The following is a 19568-nucleotide window of genomic DNA, read 5'->3' as shown; positions in this document are numbered from 1 at the left end:
AACCACCAAGAATTTTGCTTGGTGGTTTTGTATTAGGATTCTAATTTTTTTGCACGTCTTAATAACAATAGAAAGACAATGATGAAGAAACCAAGTATAAGGAAGAATCCATATTGTTTTACATAATCCATTACGTCGCTTGCGCTTGTTGGTTTTTCAACGTGAATGCCATCTTTATTAGTAGTAATATGAATATCCTTCATTTTCACTTCATTTGTTTCTTTTTGTAAATCAATCCATTCTATATTTGGAATACTTTCTAGATCCTTTAGTACTTCTTTTAATGGTTTCACACCTAAGTAAGGATGATAGAATGCACCGATAATGCCGTCAGATAGTTTTGCAACAGATACAGCACGTTCTTTCATTTTAGCGATAGCATGTGGCTTATCTTCTTCAATAAATCCAACTGTTTCAGGCATTAGTTTCATGCCATGTAAAAAGGATGGGGTACTTGTATAAAATGGTGAGTGCATGGATTTCCAAGTTGTATCACTTAGCTGTAGTTGTCCTACATAAGTTGAAAAGTACCTTGATAATATTTCATATCCTTTTTGAGACATCGTGTAATGAGGTGCTTCAAATGCGACAGGATATAATTTGGCATCTACAAGTTCTTGAATGCCTTTTTCAATATGATCAGTTGTATATTTTTCTTCAAATTCTTCCCCTTTTTTTACGTATGCATTATAGGCATCTATAGTAGGGAAATCATCTTTTGTTTTTGGTTTTTCATGCTTTGGTTGACGAATTGGCTGGTCTGTTTTTACGTCCCAAAATTCAAAACCTTCACCAGTTTCACTATCATAAAATTGGTGGGTATAACCATGCATAATAATTGCTGCACCATCATCTTGCATAGAGCGTAAAAGATCGACTAGTTCTGGTTTATCTTTTAAATGTAGTGTTTTACCTGTTTCCGGATCCGTATATACAGGTATAACAGTGATCATGTATGGCATCTTTTTCTCTTTTAGTAATTCAGCAATTTCTTTTAATTGATTTATATCTGCGGCTGGATGAACGTCTTCAAGACGTAAATAAGCTTCTACTTTATTTGTCGTTGGTTTTTGTCCAAAGTAAGAAAATAGCATTTCACCGACGTAATGAGAGATCCAGTCAAAGAGATTTGGTGTTGCAACGTAGTAAGATGTTTCATGTTGAACGATTAGTGGGTTCTTGTTATTTGAGCTTAAAGCGTTAGCAAGAACAGTTCCGTTTGTATCAAAAGATTGAATCAAACGTTCTTCTTCTAGAGTGTTTTTTAATTTATTACTTGGATATTCGATTTTATTAGTTCGTATATCATTATCCTTTAGGGTAATGAATGAAAAACGATTAGATAATTGTTCAACATTTTGCCCTAAAACTAATACTGGGCCTGAGAAATTTTCTATAAGTTGTTTTGCTTCAGTAGGAAACTCTTCTTTTTGTTCACCGATATAGACAATATGTGTATAAGAAGATGAATTAGTAATTTCATGAGCTTTGTTTAAACTTTTCGTAGTTATATCGTTTGTAAAATGTCCTAATTGAGTGTTAAGAATTTGAATATTATTTGTAATTTTATCTTCTTTTGTACTATATAAAACAAGTACTTTTGGTTTTGATGATGTTTGTGCAGAGATGTGGATAGGGATAAGAAGTAAAATACTGAACAAGAGTATTATGCACTTTTTCATTTGGTCTGCTCCTATTCTATATGTAGAGTTCAATTTACAATTATATACAAGAAATACGTTGTAGTCTATGAAAGTTACATTTTTGCACGTATTTACCAGCTGTTTTTTCACAAAATCGGTCTAAAGCATGATGATAATATGTATAGTTATTTGCTATGATAAAAGAGTAAGAGAATGATAGAATGTGGGTAATTGTAAAGGGAAGAAGGCTGAAAGGGGACAAATTTCAGCGGAGAAAGAGGTAGAGGTAGTGAAGAAATTCTTTGTAGGATTTTTAGTTGTTCTTGGGGTGTACTTATATTTCCAAGGAAAGTCTGAAGGAATGGGCAAATTAGTAAATGAGACAAGCTATGTTGACTCAGAAGAAGCAAAACAGATGAAACAAATTATTATAGAGGAAGCAAAGAAAGTCAATCTTCCAGAATGGATACCTCTTACAATTGCCGAACATGAAAGCCGTTTAAATCCAAGAAGTGTTGGAGATAACGGAACTTCATTCGGATTGTTTCAATTGCATCGCGGTGGTGGACTTGCGCCGGATCATTTAACGGATGATGAGCTAAAAGATCCACGTACAAACGCGCAAATTGCAATGCCGCATTTAATGAAAGGATATAAGCGCGGGGTGCAAAAAGGTTTGACGGATTTTGCATTACTAAAATATATAGCAAATACATCTGGGTGGCCAGGGAATTTAGGGCCAGAGTGGACGGATAATAATATGAAGTATAACATCGGATTAGAAGATGTGTACTATCGAAATAAAGGTGTAATTAAAGAGTAGGTTTTTGATACCTACTCTATTTTTTGTGGATAATCGCGTCGTTTTGTTTTGTGAAATATGCTGCTAGTTGTATTTTCACGTTTTCTAGTTTGGTGGAAACTTGCGGTATTTTATATCCTACATACAATGGTGAAACGACAAACCTAGGAACAACTTTACAAATGATTTTTCCGTTTAAGTAATAGAAGAATAAGTTATAACTACTACATCCTTTATGGAAATCTGTCAGTATGTAACGTACAGTTTGCTGAATATAAGTTGCTAGTTCATCTATGCATCCAATATCTTCAATAATGATATTAAATTCAGTAAAACCGATAATAGGACGATCTGAAATGTTGAGTTCAATGTGTTCGTTCTTTTGAACAATTACGCCTTGAAAGTTGTCGTGTTCTACGTTATCGAGGTAGTTTACATATTTCATTCCAATAATCTGCATGTGTGCATGATGCAAACTTCCACCTGAGAATGGACCATGATTTTTGTATAAAATTACAGATGTGAATTCTTCATTCTTCTGTAAATCTAACCAATGTTTAATGGAGAAACGGATTAACGATCGCATATGTTCTTCTGTATATGTCGCAATATGATCTTCACAATTATCTGTTTCGATTAGCACCGTTTGAAATGTATCTTTTAATGTAGGAAATTTGTTTTTTAGCCAAATAATTGAGCCTTCAGTTGCTAAAATATCCGTTAAATTTTCTCTGTCACAAAAAGGACATGCAGCGCTTCTATTCCGGATGCTTTCTGGTTTTTGTTTGCCAATATCGTTTAAAAAGTATAGTTGTTGTGTATCCATTTGTATATATGCCCCTTTAAAATATGTGTAAAAATCCCGCTTAATACATTCGGGAAAAGGAGAAGAAAATCCTTTAAAGGGAATATAAAAAATAAAAGACAAGATATCCTCATTAAGATAGGGTACCTTGTCTTTTATTTTTTCTTTAATAATGTGTATGGATAATATAAATCGTTTTTATTATGCTTCTTTTTTCTATTTTTTATTGTGTATAAGGCAATTGCTGTACTTGCGATGACAATAATGGCTTTCTTCATATTCGTTTACCCCTTTTTTATTGTTGGTTTAATTCTTGGCTAACTGCTTTTGCATCAACTAGAGCGTGTAAAATCATTTTTACCATGTTCATCATATTCTTTCACTCCTTTTTATAGTTCATTTAGTTCTTTTACAACTGCTTGTCCGTTCACTAATACCTCAAAGATTGCTTTTACGATTTCTTTCATCATGATTGTTTCCTCCTTTTGTTGTCTCTCTTGTTTACATCTTTATTGTATAGGGAGGCATCTTTTCGTACTATCGCTTTCCATTACGTGAACATAACAGTTTTGTAAGATTTGATGTCACTTATTGAAATGTTTAGTCTATCTTCATTATTTTCAGAAAAATGACTATTCAAACATGAAATGGGAAAGTATAATAAAGAAGTAAGTATTAAATTCCGTACGAAAGAGGTGAATGAGATGAAACGTTCTTTAGCTGCACGTGCCAAATTTTTAGATTTTATCTATTTTTGTCGTGCGATTTTTCATGATGTAGTTGTTAACGGGATACGTCTGTCCTTTTTTAACAATTGCATAGTAGCTATAGAACGATAGAGATCTCTTCACCCATTTTTAATAAACGTGTGAAAAGGGAGCTATTTAGCTTCCTTTTTCTATGCCGAAAACCATGGGGAATGTTTCTTTCCCATGGTTTTTTATATTGAAAGGAGTACGGAAAATGACAATTTGTAGTGTAAATAATGTAACGAAATCTTTTGGTGGAAACATCATATTTGAAAATATATCGCTTGAAATAAAGAATGGTGAACGTGTTGGATTAGTTGGTCGTAACGGTAGCGGGAAGACAACAATCTTTCAGCTTTTAACTGGAATGGAAAGTTTGGATGCAGGGGCCATTCATATGAAGAAAGGTACACGTATTGGTCATGTGGCACAAATTCCGAAATTTGATGAGAGTATGACTGTATATGAAGTATTGAGTTCCGCTTTTAAAATAGAAAAGGAATTAGAAAGAGAAATGCGTACTTTAGAAAAAGATATGGCGGAAGAACAGGAATCTTCTGTTTTACAAAAATTAATGGAAAGATACGGAATCATCCAAGAAAAGTTTGCGTTTCTTGGTGGTTATGAAATCGAAGCGAACATTATGAAGGTAGCAAATGGTTTACAGGTGACAGAACTATTCCCACGATCATTTGTGGAGATAAGTGGTGGGGAACAAACAAAAGTAAGCCTTGCATACATGTTGTTGCAGAAACCAGATTTACTTTTATTAGATGAACCAACCAATCATTTAGATTTATTTGCAGTCGAATGGTTAGAGCAATTTTTAAAAGAATACAACGGAACAGTTATGGTGATTTCACATGATCGCTATTTCCTTGATGAAGTTGTAACGAAGATCTTTGATTTAGAAGATGGAGAGATTCACGTGTATCATACAAACTATTCTCGGTTTGTTGAAGAGAAGGAAGAAAGGTTGCTTCAGGAGTTTCAGGCTTATCAAGAACAGCAAAAGAAAATAAAGAAAATGAAAGAAGCAATTAAGCGACTACGTGAATGGGCAAATCAGGCGAATCCTCCGAATGAAGGATTGCATAAGAGAGCGAGAAGTATGGAACGTGCACTGGAACGTATGGAAAAACTAAAGAAACCTATTTTAGAACGAAAACAAATGGGACTTCAGTTTGAAGGGCAAGAGAGAAGTGGAAAAGATGTTGTTGTAATGAAAGAAGTGAGTAAAGGGTTTGCGGAACATCTTTTATTTAACGAAGCAAACTTACATGTTCGTTTTCAAGAGCGTGCAGCTATCGTTGGTCGTAATGGTACAGGAAAGACAACGCTATTAAAGTTATTATTAGAAGAAATAGAACCAGACGCTGGAGAAATTCGAATTGGAAGTAGTGTGAAAATCGGTTATTTATCCCAGCATGCGTACGGAAATATGAAGAGTAACGTATTGGAGGCTTTCAGGGAATGTGTAGCTGTAACAGAGGGAGAAGCGAGACATATATTAGCTAAGTTTTTATTTTATGGTCCAGCGGTGTTTAAGAAAGTAACGCAACTGAGCGGTGGAGAAAAAATGAGGTTAAGACTTGCACAACTTATGTATCAAGATATCAATTTTTTAATTTTAGATGAGCCGACAAATCATCTCGACATTGAATCAAGAGAAGTTTTAGAGGAAGCTCTTGAACAATATAATGGAACGATTTTAGCTGTTTCACATGATCGTTATTTTTTAAATAAGTTATTTGAAAAGACGTATTGGATTGATGAGCGTAAATTATTTGAGTTTGCAGGGAACTATGCATGGGCGCGTCAAAAGTGGGAGGAAAAGCTCGAGACGCAAGTGATAAAGCAGCAACGCCAAGGAAGAAAAAGTATGGAAACAGTCCCTGTAAAAAAGAAAGAAGTTAGGAATATTGAGGAAATTGAAACCGAGTTAATGCATGTTGAAGAAGATATATATACGCTTGAGTGTAAGATGGAACAAGTAGTTGATGTTGAAATGCTTGAACAATTGTATGAAGAAAAAACGAAGAAAGAGTTGTTACGAGCGGAGTTATATAATGCTTTAGAGAATATCATGGAGTAAAGAGATTAGAATGAAAGAGCAAGTTGTTTTCTCATGTTTTGAGGGGGGCTTGCTTTTTTTTGTGTAAGGAAAGAGAAGTAATTGGTATAATTTTCTTGTTATTATAATGAAGAGATGCACTTTAGGTTATTAAAATGTGAGGAGAATTTTATGTTAGGATACGCGCGAATTGTTACAATCGTCATGATTTGTTTTGTTTATGCAAACCATGTTTCACGTGAAACAGCACATTTGCAATATTTTGTGGGTACAGCACTTTTTATTTATATTGTGAATCATATTTTGCTAGTAAAAGTGAATGGAGGTAAAAAACTTGTTTTTTATACACTATTAGCAAATGGGATAGTCACAGCTTTATTAGGTTTTTTATTTCCCGAGACATGTTTATATTTAATTATATTTGGAATTGATGCAGTAGGGCTATTTATTCATGAATTTCGTAGAAGTATGATGTACTTTTTTATTACTTTTTTCTTTCTTTGTTGGTTTATAAATATATTACATGCGTATCAACATACAGGTAGTTTAGAATTGGAGAGTAATGCCATTAATTTTATGTTCATCGTTTTTAGTGCTTTAGCTGGAAGTTTAATAAAAAAACTTACAGCTGCTCGGAAAATGGTAGATGAGCAATATGAGGAATTGACATTGTCTCATACAGCTCTAAAAGAAGCGCATGAACAATTACGTCTATATGCCAAAGAGGTAGAAGAATTGACAGCCGTTCGAGAGCGAAATGATATTGCCCGAGAAATTCATGATACTGTCGGTCATAATATGACAGCTTTACTTGTCCAATTACAACTGGCAGAGGCTTTGTGGAAACAAAAGTCGGACGCTACGGAAGAGGTTTTACATACATGTCATAGGCTAGCCAGGAAATCACTTCAAGAGGTGAGAGCGTCTGTACATGCCTTAAAAGAAGAAGGTAAACTAGGGAACATAATAGAGAATATGCGTGAAATGTTACATGGATATTCTAAGGCGACGAAAGTACAAGTATCGTTTCAATTACAAGGAGATCCGGTTGTGATTCCGCTGTCACTACAGCCTACACTGCTCCGGGTTATGCAAGAGTCTTTAACAAATGCAAAGCGGCACGGCAAGGCGACTTTATGTGAAGTGAGTTTAACTTGTTCGGCGAAAAAAGTTAAACTATGTATTTTGGATAATGGCGTGGGAGTTAACGAGGTAAGCCCAGGTTTTGGTTTACTTAATATGAGAGAACGAGTAGAGGAACATGGTGGAACTATTCAATTTGAGAGTGAGATAGAAAAAGGCTTTCGGTTACAGATTGAATTTCCACTTCAGGAGAAAACGTGGTTAATAGGGGGAACTGTATGATTCGGATTCGGATTATGATTGTTGATGATCAATCACTCATTCGTGATGGTTTAGCGATGTTATTAAATTTACGTCAGGAACTTGAAGTAGTGGGAACTGCTACAGATGGAGACGAAGTGATACAAAAGGTGAAAGAGTTACATCCTGAAATTATTTTGATGGATATTCGGATGCCACGTATGAATGGTGTTGAAGGAACACGTTTAGTTAGAGAACAGTTCCCTCATATAAAGGTACTTATGTTGACGACTTTTAGTGATAGTGAGCTTATCTTTGAAGCATTGGAGCAAGGAGCAAGTGGTTATTTATTGAAGGACATGGAGACAGATGCAATCGCTCAAGCAATTTTAACGGTGCATAGTGGAGGGGCTGTGCTTCCTCAGGATATAACAGCGCAAATCATAAAAGAATTAAAAAAGACAAAAGTAGCAGTAGAGTGCACCACACCAGAACAATTAGCGCAATTAACTGAGCGAGAAGTAGATGTTTTAAGGGAAATTGGACTTGGGTTAAATAATAAAGAGATTGCGGAAAAGTTATTTATTACAGAGGGAACTGTTAAGAATCATGTTTCTAATTTAATTAGTAAGTTAGAACTGAGAGATCGAACGCAAGCAGCCATATACGCAGTAAGGTATGGCATCACGATGTACACATGACTTTTGGCATATATAAGTGTGAAAAAGCAGCAGAATTTGCTGCTTTTTTATTTTGTATTTCTATCTCAAGGATGATGGAGAGAAGAAGGAATTTTTCTACAATGAAAGTGTAGATGAATGCAAAGGGGCTGAATCAGTATGTTAGTCATAGATCATATTACGAAATCATTTGGTAAGAAGGAAATCATAAAGAATGTTTCTTTTGAGGTGAAGAAAGGGGAAACATTTGGATTGCTTGGTCCAAATGGTGCGGGAAAATCAACGACGATATCAATGATTTGCGGGTTAATTTCATACGACAGTGGTGATATAAAAGTTGGTGGGAAATCAGTAAAAGAATATCCATTAGAGGCGAAAAAGAAAATTGGTATTGTTCCACAAGACATTGCGCTCTATCCAACACTTTCAGCGAAGGAAAATTTGGTTTTTTGGGGGAAAATGTATGGTTTAAATGGAAAAATTGCAAAAGAGCGAGCGGAGGAAGTATTAGCTTACGTCGGTTTACAGGACCGTGAAAAAGATAAAATTGAAACATTTTCAGGTGGAATGAAAAGGCGTATTAATATTGGTGCAGCACTTATGCATGAGCCAGAGTTGTTAATTATGGATGAACCGACAGTTGGGATTGATCCGCAATCGAGAAACCATATTTTAGAGACTGTTAAAAAGTTAAATGAAAAAGGGATGACAGTTATTTATACGAGTCATTACATGGAAGAAGTAGAGTATTTATGTGAAAGAATTGCAATTGTTGATCATGGAAAGGTAATTGCATTAGGAACGAAAAGGGAACTATGTAATCGTCTGGCGGATGGGTTTATAGTGAGATTGCAATTAAATCGTTATAGTACGGAACTGCTACAAAAGTTGAAAGCACTCTCTGTTGTTGAACGAATTATTTTTGATGAAGATAATAGTACGATTGATATTGGGCTAAATGGTGGCGAGTCCATTGGTACAGTTGTGTCAGTAGTTGTGGAGAACAACGCTCAAATTTTAAAGCTTGAAGTGCAAGAACCGAATTTAGAGGCACTCTTTTTACAATTAACAGGACGTTCACTTCGTGATTAAGGAGGTTAGTGCGAGATGAAAAGTTTTATTATTGCATGGAAAGATTTAAAAATACGTTTAATTGATCGGCGCGGATTTATGATGATGTTAATTATGCCGCTTTTATTAACAGCGATTTTAGGTTCAGCGTTAAGTAATATATTTGATAATAGTGGACTACCCAAAACAGTGATTGGCTATTATCAAGTAGGAAATGATGAGTTTGCAGATGTCTTTCAAAAAGACGTATTACAATCTAAAGAATTAAAAGATGATGTGAAAGTAAAGATAGTTAATTCTCAGGAAGAGCTTGAAGATATGTTAAAGGAAAAGAAAATCGATGTGGGAATCGTCATCCCGAATAAATGGAGCGAACAAGTACAAGATGGAAAATTAAAAGAACCAAAGGTGTTTATAGACCCATCAAAAGATATACAAGCGAAAATCGCTGAATCAATGGTCCGCTCTTTTTCAGAGCGTGTTCAAACAGTTGCGGTATCTACTAAAAGTGTTGTGACGGAATTAGCAAATTCTCAGCATAGTAATGTGGAACAAGTTGCAAAAGAAGTAAGTGGAGATTTACAAACAGTAGCAACTTCGGGTGCAGATAACATTGAAAAAGGAACGATAGGTAAAAAAACAGTTGTAGCGATGCAATATTATGCCGCAGCGATGTTAGTCATGTTTTTACTATATAACATAACAGTAGGTGCAAAGTCAGTTGTAACAGAGCAACGAACTGAGACGTTGGCGCGTTTGTTCAGTACACCGACGAGTTCATTTTCAATTTTATTCGGGAAGTTTTTAGGTACATTATTATTTGCTTGTATACAATTTGGGATATTTATAGTTGCTACACACTTTATGTTTCATGTGGAATGGGGCGGAGACTTATCTCAAATAGTAGCGGTGGGAATGTCTTATGCAATTTGTGTTTCGGGTTTATCTATGTTAATTGCCGCTTTTATTCGTGAGGAAAAAACGGCAGATGTAATGGGAGGAATCGGTATTCAAATACTCGCTATATTAGGAGGATCGATGTTACCAATTTACGTATTCCCTGATACACTTCAAACCATTGCGAATGTTGCTCCGAATAAATGGGCACTTACAAGCTTTTTAAATATTATGTCGGGAACATCTTGGGATGTGTTACTCCCTGTTATTTTTAGTTTATGTGGTGCAGGAATTGTCTCCGTTATGATAGGGACATTACGTTTACGTACGAGATAGGAGGGAGAAATGATGAAGAAGGTTTGGGCACTTTGTTGGCTAGAGTTAAAACAAATTTTAATAAAACCACAAAGTTATATACTTATGTTTGGAATGCCTATTATTTTTACACTCATTTTCGGCGGACTTTTAGGTGGAAGTGGGAATAAGAAAGTAAATGTTAGCTTAGTAGATGAAGATGGTTCTGTATTATCTAACAAGTATTACGAGGACATAAAGAAAAGTGACTTAATTTCTATAGAGAAGGTAACGTATAAGGAAGGCAAACAGAAGATTGAAAACAAAAAATCATCCGGCATGGTTCTTATTCCGAAAGACTTTCAAAAGAATATGTTAGATGGAAGGGTAGAAAATATTCAGTTTCAAGCTAGTGCTGATTTTACTGGTGGAACTTCTGTAGAGCAAGTATTGGCAAGTGCATTAAAAAAAATGGAGATAGAAGTTAGTGCAGCGAGAGATTTTGAGAAGAAAAGTAACGCTTCGTGGGAACCTATGTATAAAGAAATTTATACAAAAGTAGAACCTGCTTCGATTCAAAAAGAGTCAATTTCACATGATGATCAAAAGTTAAATAACGTTACAGGGCGAGCGGCAGGCTTTTCAATTCTATTCGTTATGATTGTTATGTTAAGTGCGACGGGGACTATTTTGAAAGCTAGACAACTTGGTGTTTGGTCTCGTTTATTAGAAGCACCAGTTTCAAAAGTTCAAATACTAACGGGATATATCCTTTCATTCTTTTTAATAGGGTGGATTCAATTTGGTGTTCTAATGATATTAACGCATTCCTTATTTAATGTGCAGTGGGGAAATTTATTAGGGGTTATTATACTCGTTTCCGTGTTATTATTAGCTGTCATTGGTCTAGCCTTATTATTAGCAAGTATCGTGAAAACAACAGAACAACAGTCTGCATTAGGTAATATCGTTGTGATTTCAACATGCATGATTGGCGGTCTTTATTGGCCGATTGAAATTGAACCAGCATGGATGCAGACGGCAGCAAATTTTGTTCCGCAAACTTGGGCGATGCGTGGCTTTACTGAGTTAATTGTAAGGGGAGGTACATTGGCAGATATAGGAGGATATATTGGTATACTCATTTTATTTGCAGGAGTCTTTTTCATAATTAGTTTAACAAGAATACGTTACGACTGAAAAAAAACAGAGTTACAGCTTTACACGCTGAACTCTGTTTTCTTTTTGTGTCGTATCTTCCTTTGTTGAAATGATAATAGCGATCCCGAGTATAATAAAAAAAGCTAAAAAGAGGACGAACTTTGGGAAGAATGGGAATAGTAATAGCGCCCCGACTATCATAATTGTTAATAATACGTAGTGCAGGACGTATTGGAATAGGTTGTCCATGTTTTCGCCCCCTTTTTGGTAATTGGTTATTAGTATTCTATGTTTCATACGGAACGAATAGAAGTGAATTTTTAATTTTTTAATACGAAATAAAAGGGAATGGTTGACATGTTTAATAGTAAAGTTGTGTCTGCACATCATGCACGCATTCAAGGATTACAAGAAGATAACTATAACGGTATCTTGTTAAGTTTACCTAAATTAAAGATAGAACGATAATTTTTAAAAAATTCTCAAAATATTTATTTAGAAAGAATTGACAAAATATAACGGAAGATATAAGCTAATAACCATAAAGTCTACCGGAAAGGTCGGAATAGGATTGTTACCCCTCAAAAACATCCATTTTTTTACGATTAAAACCGACTTTTCCGATTGGCTATAAAATGTTGCTGTGGGAGGCATACATAAGGCAAGCAGTTCATAAGGTTTAATTATTAAAAAAAGAAAAGTTAGGGTGGGGACAATGAAGAAAAAGACAAAAAAATGGGCTGGTGTATTTTCGGTATTACTGAGTAGTTCGCTTGTGTTATCTGCTTGTGGGGGACAGGAAGATACGGCTTCTACAGAACCGGTAAAAAAACAAGACTTAAAAGACGCTAAGATTGAATCAATTCCAGCTACAGATAAAAAGAAAAGTCCAGAGAAAGCAAATCAGCGAAAGGATACTTTTATTACGGCCATTTCTAAGCCAGGGGGAGTTTTCCTTCCATATTTCCAAGAGAATGGTTGGGATGGGAATGTAACGTCTGTAATTTTTGCGTCACTAGTAACAACAGACAAACAAAGTAAACCTGTTCCGGATCTGGCGGAAAAATGGGATATTTCTGCTGACCAGTTAACATATACATTCCACTTACGTAAAAATTTAAAATTTAGTGATGGGTCGCCTTTAACAGCGGATGATGTAGCATTTACATTAACACTACTTCATGATAAAGCGTATGAAGGTGGAATGGACATTGCTCAGTATGCTGTTAAAGGCGGGAAAGAATATAAAGAAGGAAAAGCAACTTCTATTGAAGGGATTCAAGTTGTTGATCCACAGACAATTAAAATTACAACTGAAAAAGTTAATTCACAGGCGCTAACGAATTTAGGTGGCCCAGTGCTATCAAAAGCTTATTATGGAAAAGATTATAAACAAAATACAAGTTTGGACTATTTAAAAGCATTATATGGGCAACCAATTGCAGCGGGTCCATATAAATTTGAAAAATATGTTCCAGGTCAAGAAGTACGCTTTGTTGCTAACGAACATTATTATGCAGGTAAACCCAAAATTAAAAACTTTATTTATAAAATCACATCAGGTGATACTGGATTCCAATTATTCCAAACAGGTGAATTGGACTATAGTGGATTTAGAGCGAACCCTGAAAATATAGACCAATTAAAAGGATTAGAGTTTGCAAATATTAATCTTGAATCATCAAGTGATATTGCTTATATCTATGTAAATAATAAGAAGTCGTATTTGAAAGATAAAAAGGTCCGCCAAGCACTTACTTATGGATTAGACCGTAAGAAGTATGTGGATACAGCTTTACAAGGATATGGATCTGTTGCTAACGTACCAATTGCTCCAGTTTCATGGGCATATACAGAAGAAGGTATTAATAAATATCCGCACGACGTAGAAAAGGCTAAAAAATTATTGGATGAGGCTGGTTGGAAAGTAGGTTCTGACGGGGTTCGTGAAAAAGATGGTCAAAAATTAAAATTAACATACTACGCATCAAATACAGGTAAAACAAATGATATCTTTATTCCAATTGCAAAAGAAAGTTACAAAGAAATTGGTGTGGAATTAAATCCAGAGTTGATGGACTTTAATACAATGCTTTCAAAAGTAGGAAAAGGTGACTACGATTTAGCAGCAGTTTCAACACCAGGGATTAGTGATCCAAGTGAAGTTGTAAGTGATTACTTATCGACTAATCCAAAAAGTGATACGGGTTATAGTAATCCGAAAGTAGATGACTTGATCGTAAAAGGTATAGGGACGACAGATATTGAAAAACGTAAAGCAATTTATAAAGAACTGTATAAAGAGTTAAATGATGATCCGCCAGTTATTTTATTAAACTATCGTAAACTACTTTATGCTCATAATGCACGTATAAAAGGAATTGATCCAGAAAAATACGATAGCATTAGTTCTAACTTACCAGTGTTATCTATTGAACAATAAGGGTTGACCTAAATAATAGAAGACGTTTTTTCACACAGCAATGGAATGGTAGCTGTTTTGAAAAAATGTTCTTCTATTTTTAAGTAAATAGGATTGGGGAGACAAAAGGTGAAAACATATATCATTCGTAGGTTCCTTCAAATGATCCCTACATTGTTTGGTACATCTATTATTATTTTTTTCTTATTTGCACTTTTGCCGGGAGATTATATTGATTCAAATCCAAAGTTAACACCAGAGAGGGCCCAAGAATTAAGGGAATTATACGGCTTAAACAAACCAATTATTGAAAGGTATTTTCATTGGTTAGTGAATGCCTTGCATGGTGATTTTGGATTTTCTTTGCAGTACCAAGAACCGGTAACTTCATTACTTAATAAATTTATTTGGAATACATTTATTGTTGCTGTTGCAGCTTTATTTTTCACTTGGATTGTTGCTCTTATTATTGGGGTTATTTCTGCAACAAAGCAGCACTCTTGGTTTGATAGATTGGTAACAATCGGTGTCTTTGCAGCAATGTCATTTCCATCATTCTTTATTGGACTATTTTTAATTAAATTATTAGCAGTTGATTTAAAGTTATTACCTATTGGTGGCATGATTGATATTGGGAGTAATTCAACAGGGATAGCATACATATTAGAAGTATTACGTCATATGATTCTACCTGTATTTATTTTAACACTTCTTGGTGTAGGATCGTTAACACGATATTTTAGAACCGGCATGTTGGATGTTATTAGACAAGATTATATTCGTACCGCTCGTGCAAAAGGTCTAAAAGAAAGAACTGTTATTTATAAACATGCATTGAAAAATGCCATTTTGCCAGCAATTACATTACTCGCTTTTGAATTACCAGGTTTATTTTCAGGAGCTATTATTATTGAACAGATTTTTAATTGGCCAGGGATTGGGAGTATTCAATTAGAAGCATTAAACTTCCGTGATTATACGGTATTAATGGCCTTTACAATGTTTCTTTCTTGTTTAACAATTATGGCTAATTTCTTAGCTGACATTGTATATGCGTTTGTTGATCCAAGAATTAGATTGAAGTAAGGGGGGAAAGATATGGAGACTATTACACCAATAATAGAGAAAAAGAAAGAACAAAAAAAGCGAAATGAATCATCACCATGGCACCAAGCGTATAAAAAAATCAAGAAAAACAAGATGGCACTGTGTGGCTTATACGTTTTAATATTTATGTTTTTATTTAGTTTTATCGGTCCAATCTTTTCACCGTATGCTGATGGGAAAGTACAAGTAACACAAATTAATAAACCGCCCAGCCTGTCACATTGGCTTGGAACAGACCAGTTGGGAAGGGATATTTTAACTAGACTTATGCAAGCAGGGCGTATTTCATTAACAATTGGTTTAGCGTCGATGCTACTATCCGTTATATTAGGAGCTTTATTAGGAGCAATTGCTGGTTTTTATCGAGGGGTTGTGGATCATTTAATTATGCGTGTTGCAGATGTGTTAATGTCCATTCCGGGATTACCGCTACTTATTATAATGGGAGCGATTTTATCAGAATGGAAATTACCATCGGAATATCGTTTATATGTTGTAATGATTATTTTAAGTTTAGTAGGGTGGCCAGGACTTGCCCGTCTTGTAAGGGGACAAATTTTAACATTGCGGGAGCAAGCCTTTATGCAAGCGGCAGATGTATTAGGATTAAAGGATTCCCGAAAAATTATTCATCATCTAATTCCTAACGTCTTTCCGTTGCTTATTGTTGTAGCAACTTTGGGTGTGGCTGGATCTATTTTAAGTGAGTCCGCACTAAGCTACTTAGGTCTCGGCGTTGTCCCACCTACACCTTCATGGGGGAATATGATTAGCGCAGCGAACTCATTAATTGATTTTCAAAAGCGTCCGTGGTTATGGATTCCGCCTGGTTTTGCAATCTTTATAACAGTTGTATCCATTAATTTACTTGGTGATGCACTTCGTGATGCGTTAGATCCAAAGATGAGACGGTAGGTGAGGGAATATGAGTAAAGCGGTAGTAGAGTTGAAAGACTTACAAACACACTTTCAGACAGAAGAAGGAACAGTAAAAGCTGTGAATCATGTTAGTTTTACAGTTCGAGAAGGTGAAACTGTTTGTGTTGTAGGTGAATCTGGTTGCGGGAAAAGTGTAACGGCTTTATCTATTATGGGACTTATTGCTGAATCAGGCAGTGTAGTAGGTGGAGATATTTTATATGAAGGAAAAAGTCTTTTAGGAATGAAAGAGAAAGAGCTTCGTAGTTTACGAGGGAATGATATTGCGATGATTTTCCAAGAACCGATGACATCGCTAAATCCAGTCTTTACTGTAGGGGAACAAATTGTAGAGACGTTAAGGGAGCATGAACTGCTTAGTAAAAATGAAGCATATAAGAAGGCGATTGAGTTAATTCGTAAAGTCGGTATAGCTCGTGCGGATGAAATCGTCCATTCTTATCCACACGAACTAAGTGGTGGTATGTTACAACGTATTATGATTGCTGTTGCACTTAGTTGTAATCCGAAGTTATTAATTGCGGATGAACCGACAACGGCTCTTGATGTTACGATTCAGGCTCAAATATTGGATCTATTAAGACAAGTGAAAGAAGAATTTAAAACATCGATTTTATTAATTACACATGACTTAGGTGTCGTAGCAGAAATGGCGGATTACGTTGTCGTTATGTATGGCGGGAAAGTTATTGAAGAAGCACCAGTACTAGAAATATTCCAAAATCCGAAGCACCCGTATACGAAAGGTTTGTTGAAATCAAAACCAGTGATGGGTAAACGAATAGATAAACTATATTCTATTCCAGGGCAAGTTCCTAATTTAGTTGGTTTGGATGAGTTTTGCTACTTTAGTGGTCGTTGCGAGCATTGTATGGAAATATGTAAAGAAGAAGTGCCAAGTTTGAATCTACATGATGAGAATCATAAAGTTGCTTGCTGGTTATATGAGGAGCGTGCGGAACAATGAGTGAACCATTATTAGAAGTAAAGAACTTAAAAACATATTTTCCAATTAAAGGCGGCATATTTAGTAGAACGGTTGGACATGTAAAAGCAGTTGATGGAGTAAGTTTTACTATTAATAAAGGTGAAGTATTCGGCCTCGTTGGTGAATCGGGAAGCGGAAAAACGACGATAGGAAAAACAATTTTACGTCTCGTTCAAAAAACGGAAGGGGAAGTGAAGTTTAAAGGGCAAGATGTTCACTCTTTATCTAAGGAAGAATTGAGAAAACATCGTCCTAATATGCAACTTGTTTTCCAAGATCCATTTAGCTCATTAAATCCGAGAATGAGAATTGGGGAAGCGCTTGGTGAGCCGATGTTAGCTCATGGATTAGCGACGAAAGAAAATGTTCGTGAGAAGGTGACAGAAGTATTAGAGTTATGTGGCTTAGCTCCATATCATATTGACCGGTACCCTCATGAGTTTTCTGGTGGACAACGTCAACGTATCGTTATCGCAAGAGCTATGGTATTAAATCCAGAATTTATTGTGGCTGACGAACCTGTGGCAGCACTAGATGTATCTATTCAAGCACAAATCATTAATTTATTTAGTGAGTTACAGGAGAAAAAAGGACTATCTTATTTATTCATTTCACATGATTTAAGCGTAGTAGAGCATTTATGTACGAAGATTGGAATTATGTATTTAGGAACGATTGTGGAAACAGCGCCACGTGATGAGTTATTTATAAATCCGCTTCATCCGTATACAAAAGCATTGTTATCGGCTGTGCCAATACCAGATCCAACAGTGAAGCGAGAGAGAATCATACTAGAGGGTGACATTCCGAGCCCGGCAAATCCACCTTCGGGGTGTCGTTTTCATACACGTTGCCCGTTTGCAACAGATATTTGTAAACAAACGGTACCTGAATTTCGTAATGTTGGTGAGGAGCATTTTGTTGCTTGTCATCATGTATAAAAGAAAAAGACTCTTTCAAATAGAAAGAGTCCTTTTTTTATTTACTAGATGAAGTTTGTTTCAATACAAATTGCTCGATTGCATGAGCAACACCATGTTCATTGTTTGTTAATGTTACAACATCACATAGTTTTTTTACATCTTCTTCAGCGTTTCCCATTGCAACTGATAAACCAGCTACTTCTAACATGGGTACATCGTTAAAATTGTCACCGATAGCAACTGTATCTTCAATTGATATATTAAAATGGGCTGCCATTTGTTTCAGTCCATTTCCTTTATGTCCATTCTTGTCCATAATTTCTAAATTAGTAGGAGCAGATGCTGTAACCATAATATCAGTATCTTCTTGTAACATACTTAATAGCTGTGCGCGATGCCCTACGTTAAATGTCAAAATAAAGAATTTAGATATTTCTAATTCTGGATTATTTACAACATCTTCGATTTTTTGGAAATCAGTAATTAAGTTTGATTTCTTTTGTTTTTCTGTAATTCTTTCAAGTTCCTCAAGCGTAACATCTAGTGCATGCTTGTTCTCTTCGAACGCTTGCATGACTTGATCTTGCCATGTATATGGAGAATAAACTCCTTTATTCGTATATAGCTTATAAGGAAAACCTTCAGATTCTAGTAATTTTGCAAGCTTGTATACTTTATCATTTTGTAAACAACGCGAGTTAATTACTTTTCCATCCACATAAACAATTGCCCCATTGCTCGCTCCAACTGGAAGAGATAGTTTATATTCTTCCAATAATTTCAAAGCATCCTCTTTTGCACGACCAGAACAAATCATGACTATATGACCAGCCTCTTTTGCAGTTTGGATAGCTTGTAAGTTCTCTTTGGAGATTTCAAGACTAGATGATAGTAGTGTTCCATCCATATCTAATGCGATTAATTTCAAAATGACCACCTCTTTGTTTTTATTATACATAGTTATATGGAGGAAACATATAAACTTATCTTGGAAAGATTGTATTTTATCTCGTATGAACTATCAGTAAGAATTTGATAGATTCCACTTTATTAATGAAGGATTTATCTTAATTTGTAACAAAAGTAGAGGTGAGTATGGCGATATTTCGTTATATGACTGTAATGTTACAATAACATTACAAACATAAACTTAGTAGAAAATGCATTAAAACAAGGTTTTTAAGGGTGTTTATAAAAAAACGTAAAAAAAACGTAAAAAAAGTGTAATAAAATTTACGTAATTATATTGCAACGTAACAATAGTTATGTTACATTAATGTTACAAACGTTACGTTATTAAATTTAATGTAACGTCAACATAAAAACTATGAAATAAACATTTCTTAGAAATTACATATAGATAACTTATTAAAAGGAGGATACATAATATGAAAGAGCAAGTATTACAAGTAACAAAAGGTGACTTCGTAGGATCAGCAAGTGGAGCAGTAGTGTTAACGGCGTTAATCGTATTTCTATCAAGCGTATTAGTATAATAAAAGTTTTGTAACAAAAGAAGAGAAGGGAGAATGAAAAACATGAAGGAGCAAGTATTACAAGTAACAAAAGGTGATTTCGTAGGATCAGCAAGTGGAGCAGTAGTATTAACAGCATTAATCGTATTTCTATCAAGCGTATTAGTATAATAAAAGTTTTGTAACAAAAGAAGAGAAGGGAGAATGAAAAACAT

Annotated in this window: 21 protein-coding genes; 16 read left to right on the top strand and 5 right to left on the bottom strand. The window is 35.0% G+C overall.

Annotated features, from left to right (window positions below):
- Positions 1–32 precede the first annotated feature (32 nt).
- Complete coding sequence (locus tag FH036_RS24060) at positions 33–1682, bottom strand: DUF2334 domain-containing protein (protein ID WP_000710540.1); 1650 nt, start codon at positions 1680–1682, stop codon at positions 33–35.
- A gap of 250 nt (positions 1683–1932) precedes the next feature.
- On the opposite strand from FH036_RS24060, the gene FH036_RS24055 reads away from it, so the two are divergent.
- The gene (locus tag FH036_RS24055; RefSeq protein WP_000713259.1) at positions 1933–2466 is read left to right on the top strand and encodes a transglycosylase SLT domain-containing protein; all 534 of its coding nucleotides are present in this window, start codon (positions 1933–1935) and stop codon (positions 2464–2466) included.
- A gap of 16 nt (positions 2467–2482) precedes the next feature.
- Here the strand turns inward: FH036_RS24055 and FH036_RS24050 are convergent, their stop codons facing one another.
- Positions 2483–3271: a DUF4931 domain-containing protein gene (locus FH036_RS24050; protein ID WP_000381049.1), complete on the bottom strand. Its 789-nt coding sequence runs from the start codon at positions 3269–3271 to the stop codon at positions 2483–2485.
- A 134-nt stretch (positions 3272–3405) separates the two neighbouring features.
- On the bottom strand, positions 3406–3528 hold the full coding sequence (locus FH036_RS24045) for a hypothetical protein (RefSeq protein ID WP_000709145.1): 123 nt from the start codon (positions 3526–3528) through the stop codon (positions 3406–3408).
- 426 nt (positions 3529–3954) lie between these two features.
- On the opposite strand from FH036_RS24045, the gene FH036_RS24040 reads away from it, so the two are divergent.
- The 7 genes from FH036_RS24040 to FH036_RS24010 all read left to right on the top strand — a co-directional run bounded on the left by FH036_RS24040 (position 3955) and on the right by FH036_RS24010 (position 11538).
- On the top strand, positions 3955–4089 hold the full coding sequence (locus FH036_RS24040; protein WP_000830642.1) for an RAxF-45 family protein: 135 nt from the start codon (positions 3955–3957) through the stop codon (positions 4087–4089).
- Positions 4090–4213: 124 nt separating this feature from the next.
- Positions 4214–6094 (top strand): ribosomal protection-like ABC-F family protein, encoded by a 1881-nt coding sequence (abc-f, locus tag FH036_RS24035; protein ID WP_000150899.1) that lies wholly within the window; start codon positions 4214–4216, stop codon positions 6092–6094.
- A 150-nt stretch (positions 6095–6244) separates the two neighbouring features.
- Positions 6245–7438 (top strand): sensor histidine kinase, encoded by a 1194-nt coding sequence (locus FH036_RS24030; RefSeq protein WP_139896324.1) that lies wholly within the window; start codon positions 6245–6247, stop codon positions 7436–7438.
- Between the two features lie 14 nt (positions 7439–7452).
- Positions 7453–8097 (top strand): response regulator, encoded by a 645-nt coding sequence (locus FH036_RS24025; protein ID WP_002035574.1) that lies wholly within the window; start codon positions 7453–7455, stop codon positions 8095–8097.
- A 138-nt stretch (positions 8098–8235) separates the two neighbouring features.
- The gene (locus FH036_RS24020) at positions 8236–9168 is read left to right on the top strand and encodes an ABC transporter ATP-binding protein (RefSeq protein WP_044790876.1); all 933 of its coding nucleotides are present in this window, start codon (positions 8236–8238) and stop codon (positions 9166–9168) included.
- A gap of 15 nt (positions 9169–9183) precedes the next feature.
- Entirely contained in the window at positions 9184–10380 is a 1197-nt protein-coding gene (locus FH036_RS24015) for an ABC transporter permease (protein ID WP_139896323.1), read from the top strand.
- A 12-nt stretch (positions 10381–10392) separates the two neighbouring features.
- Positions 10393–11538 (top strand): ABC transporter permease, encoded by a 1146-nt coding sequence (locus tag FH036_RS24010; RefSeq protein WP_000758387.1) that lies wholly within the window; start codon positions 10393–10395, stop codon positions 11536–11538.
- A gap of 12 nt (positions 11539–11550) precedes the next feature.
- Here FH036_RS24010 and FH036_RS24005 read toward each other — a convergent pair whose 3' ends face one another.
- On the bottom strand, positions 11551–11748 hold the full coding sequence (locus FH036_RS24005) for a hypothetical protein (RefSeq protein ID WP_000369247.1): 198 nt from the start codon (positions 11746–11748) through the stop codon (positions 11551–11553).
- Between the two features lie 99 nt (positions 11749–11847).
- Between FH036_RS24005 and FH036_RS27585 the strand changes: the two genes are divergently transcribed.
- The 6 genes from FH036_RS27585 to FH036_RS23975 all read left to right on the top strand — a co-directional run bounded on the left by FH036_RS27585 (position 11848) and on the right by FH036_RS23975 (position 17896).
- Positions 11848–11967: a hypothetical protein gene (locus FH036_RS27585; protein ID WP_048553621.1), complete on the top strand. Its 120-nt coding sequence runs from the start codon at positions 11848–11850 to the stop codon at positions 11965–11967.
- A gap of 247 nt (positions 11968–12214) precedes the next feature.
- A complete protein-coding gene (locus tag FH036_RS23995; RefSeq protein ID WP_139896322.1) occupies positions 12215–13942 on the top strand; it encodes an ABC transporter substrate-binding protein in 1728 nt (575 codons plus the stop codon).
- A gap of 108 nt (positions 13943–14050) precedes the next feature.
- Positions 14051–15007 (top strand): ABC transporter permease, encoded by a 957-nt coding sequence (locus tag FH036_RS23990; RefSeq protein ID WP_139896321.1) that lies wholly within the window; start codon positions 14051–14053, stop codon positions 15005–15007.
- 12 nt (positions 15008–15019) lie between these two features.
- Positions 15020–15943, top strand: a complete 924-nt coding sequence (gene opp4C, locus FH036_RS23985; protein WP_139896320.1) for an oligopeptide ABC transporter permease — start codon at positions 15020–15022, stop codon at positions 15941–15943.
- Between the two features lie 10 nt (positions 15944–15953).
- Positions 15954–16934 (top strand): ABC transporter ATP-binding protein, encoded by a 981-nt coding sequence (locus FH036_RS23980; protein WP_000030798.1) that lies wholly within the window; start codon positions 15954–15956, stop codon positions 16932–16934.
- On the top strand, positions 16931–17896 hold the full coding sequence (locus FH036_RS23975; RefSeq protein WP_001294511.1) for an ABC transporter ATP-binding protein: 966 nt from the start codon (positions 16931–16933) through the stop codon (positions 17894–17896). The genes FH036_RS23980 and FH036_RS23975 overlap by 4 nt, the downstream gene beginning before the upstream one ends.
- Positions 17897–17933: 37 nt before the next feature.
- Here FH036_RS23975 and FH036_RS23970 read toward each other — a convergent pair whose 3' ends face one another.
- Positions 17934–18806 (bottom strand): Cof-type HAD-IIB family hydrolase, encoded by an 873-nt coding sequence (locus FH036_RS23970; RefSeq protein ID WP_139896319.1) that lies wholly within the window; start codon positions 18804–18806, stop codon positions 17934–17936.
- A 460-nt stretch (positions 18807–19266) separates the two neighbouring features.
- Between FH036_RS23970 and FH036_RS23965 the strand changes: the two genes are divergently transcribed.
- Both FH036_RS23965 and FH036_RS23960 read left to right on the top strand, forming a co-directional pair.
- On the top strand, positions 19267–19374 hold the full coding sequence (locus FH036_RS23965; RefSeq protein WP_000664237.1) for a DUF3948 family protein: 108 nt from the start codon (positions 19267–19269) through the stop codon (positions 19372–19374).
- A 33-nt stretch (positions 19375–19407) separates the two neighbouring features.
- Positions 19408–19524, top strand: coding sequence for a DUF3948 family protein (locus FH036_RS23960; RefSeq protein WP_001984868.1), 117 nt, complete (start codon positions 19408–19410; stop codon positions 19522–19524).
- Positions 19525–19568: the final 44 nt, after the last annotated feature.

This window comes from Bacillus sp. CD3-5 (assembly GCF_006349665.1).
Taxonomy (GTDB): Bacteria; Bacillota; Bacilli; order Bacillales; family Bacillaceae_G; genus Bacillus_A; species Bacillus_A paranthracis.
This window is presented reverse-complemented; position numbering and strand designations above follow the sequence as displayed.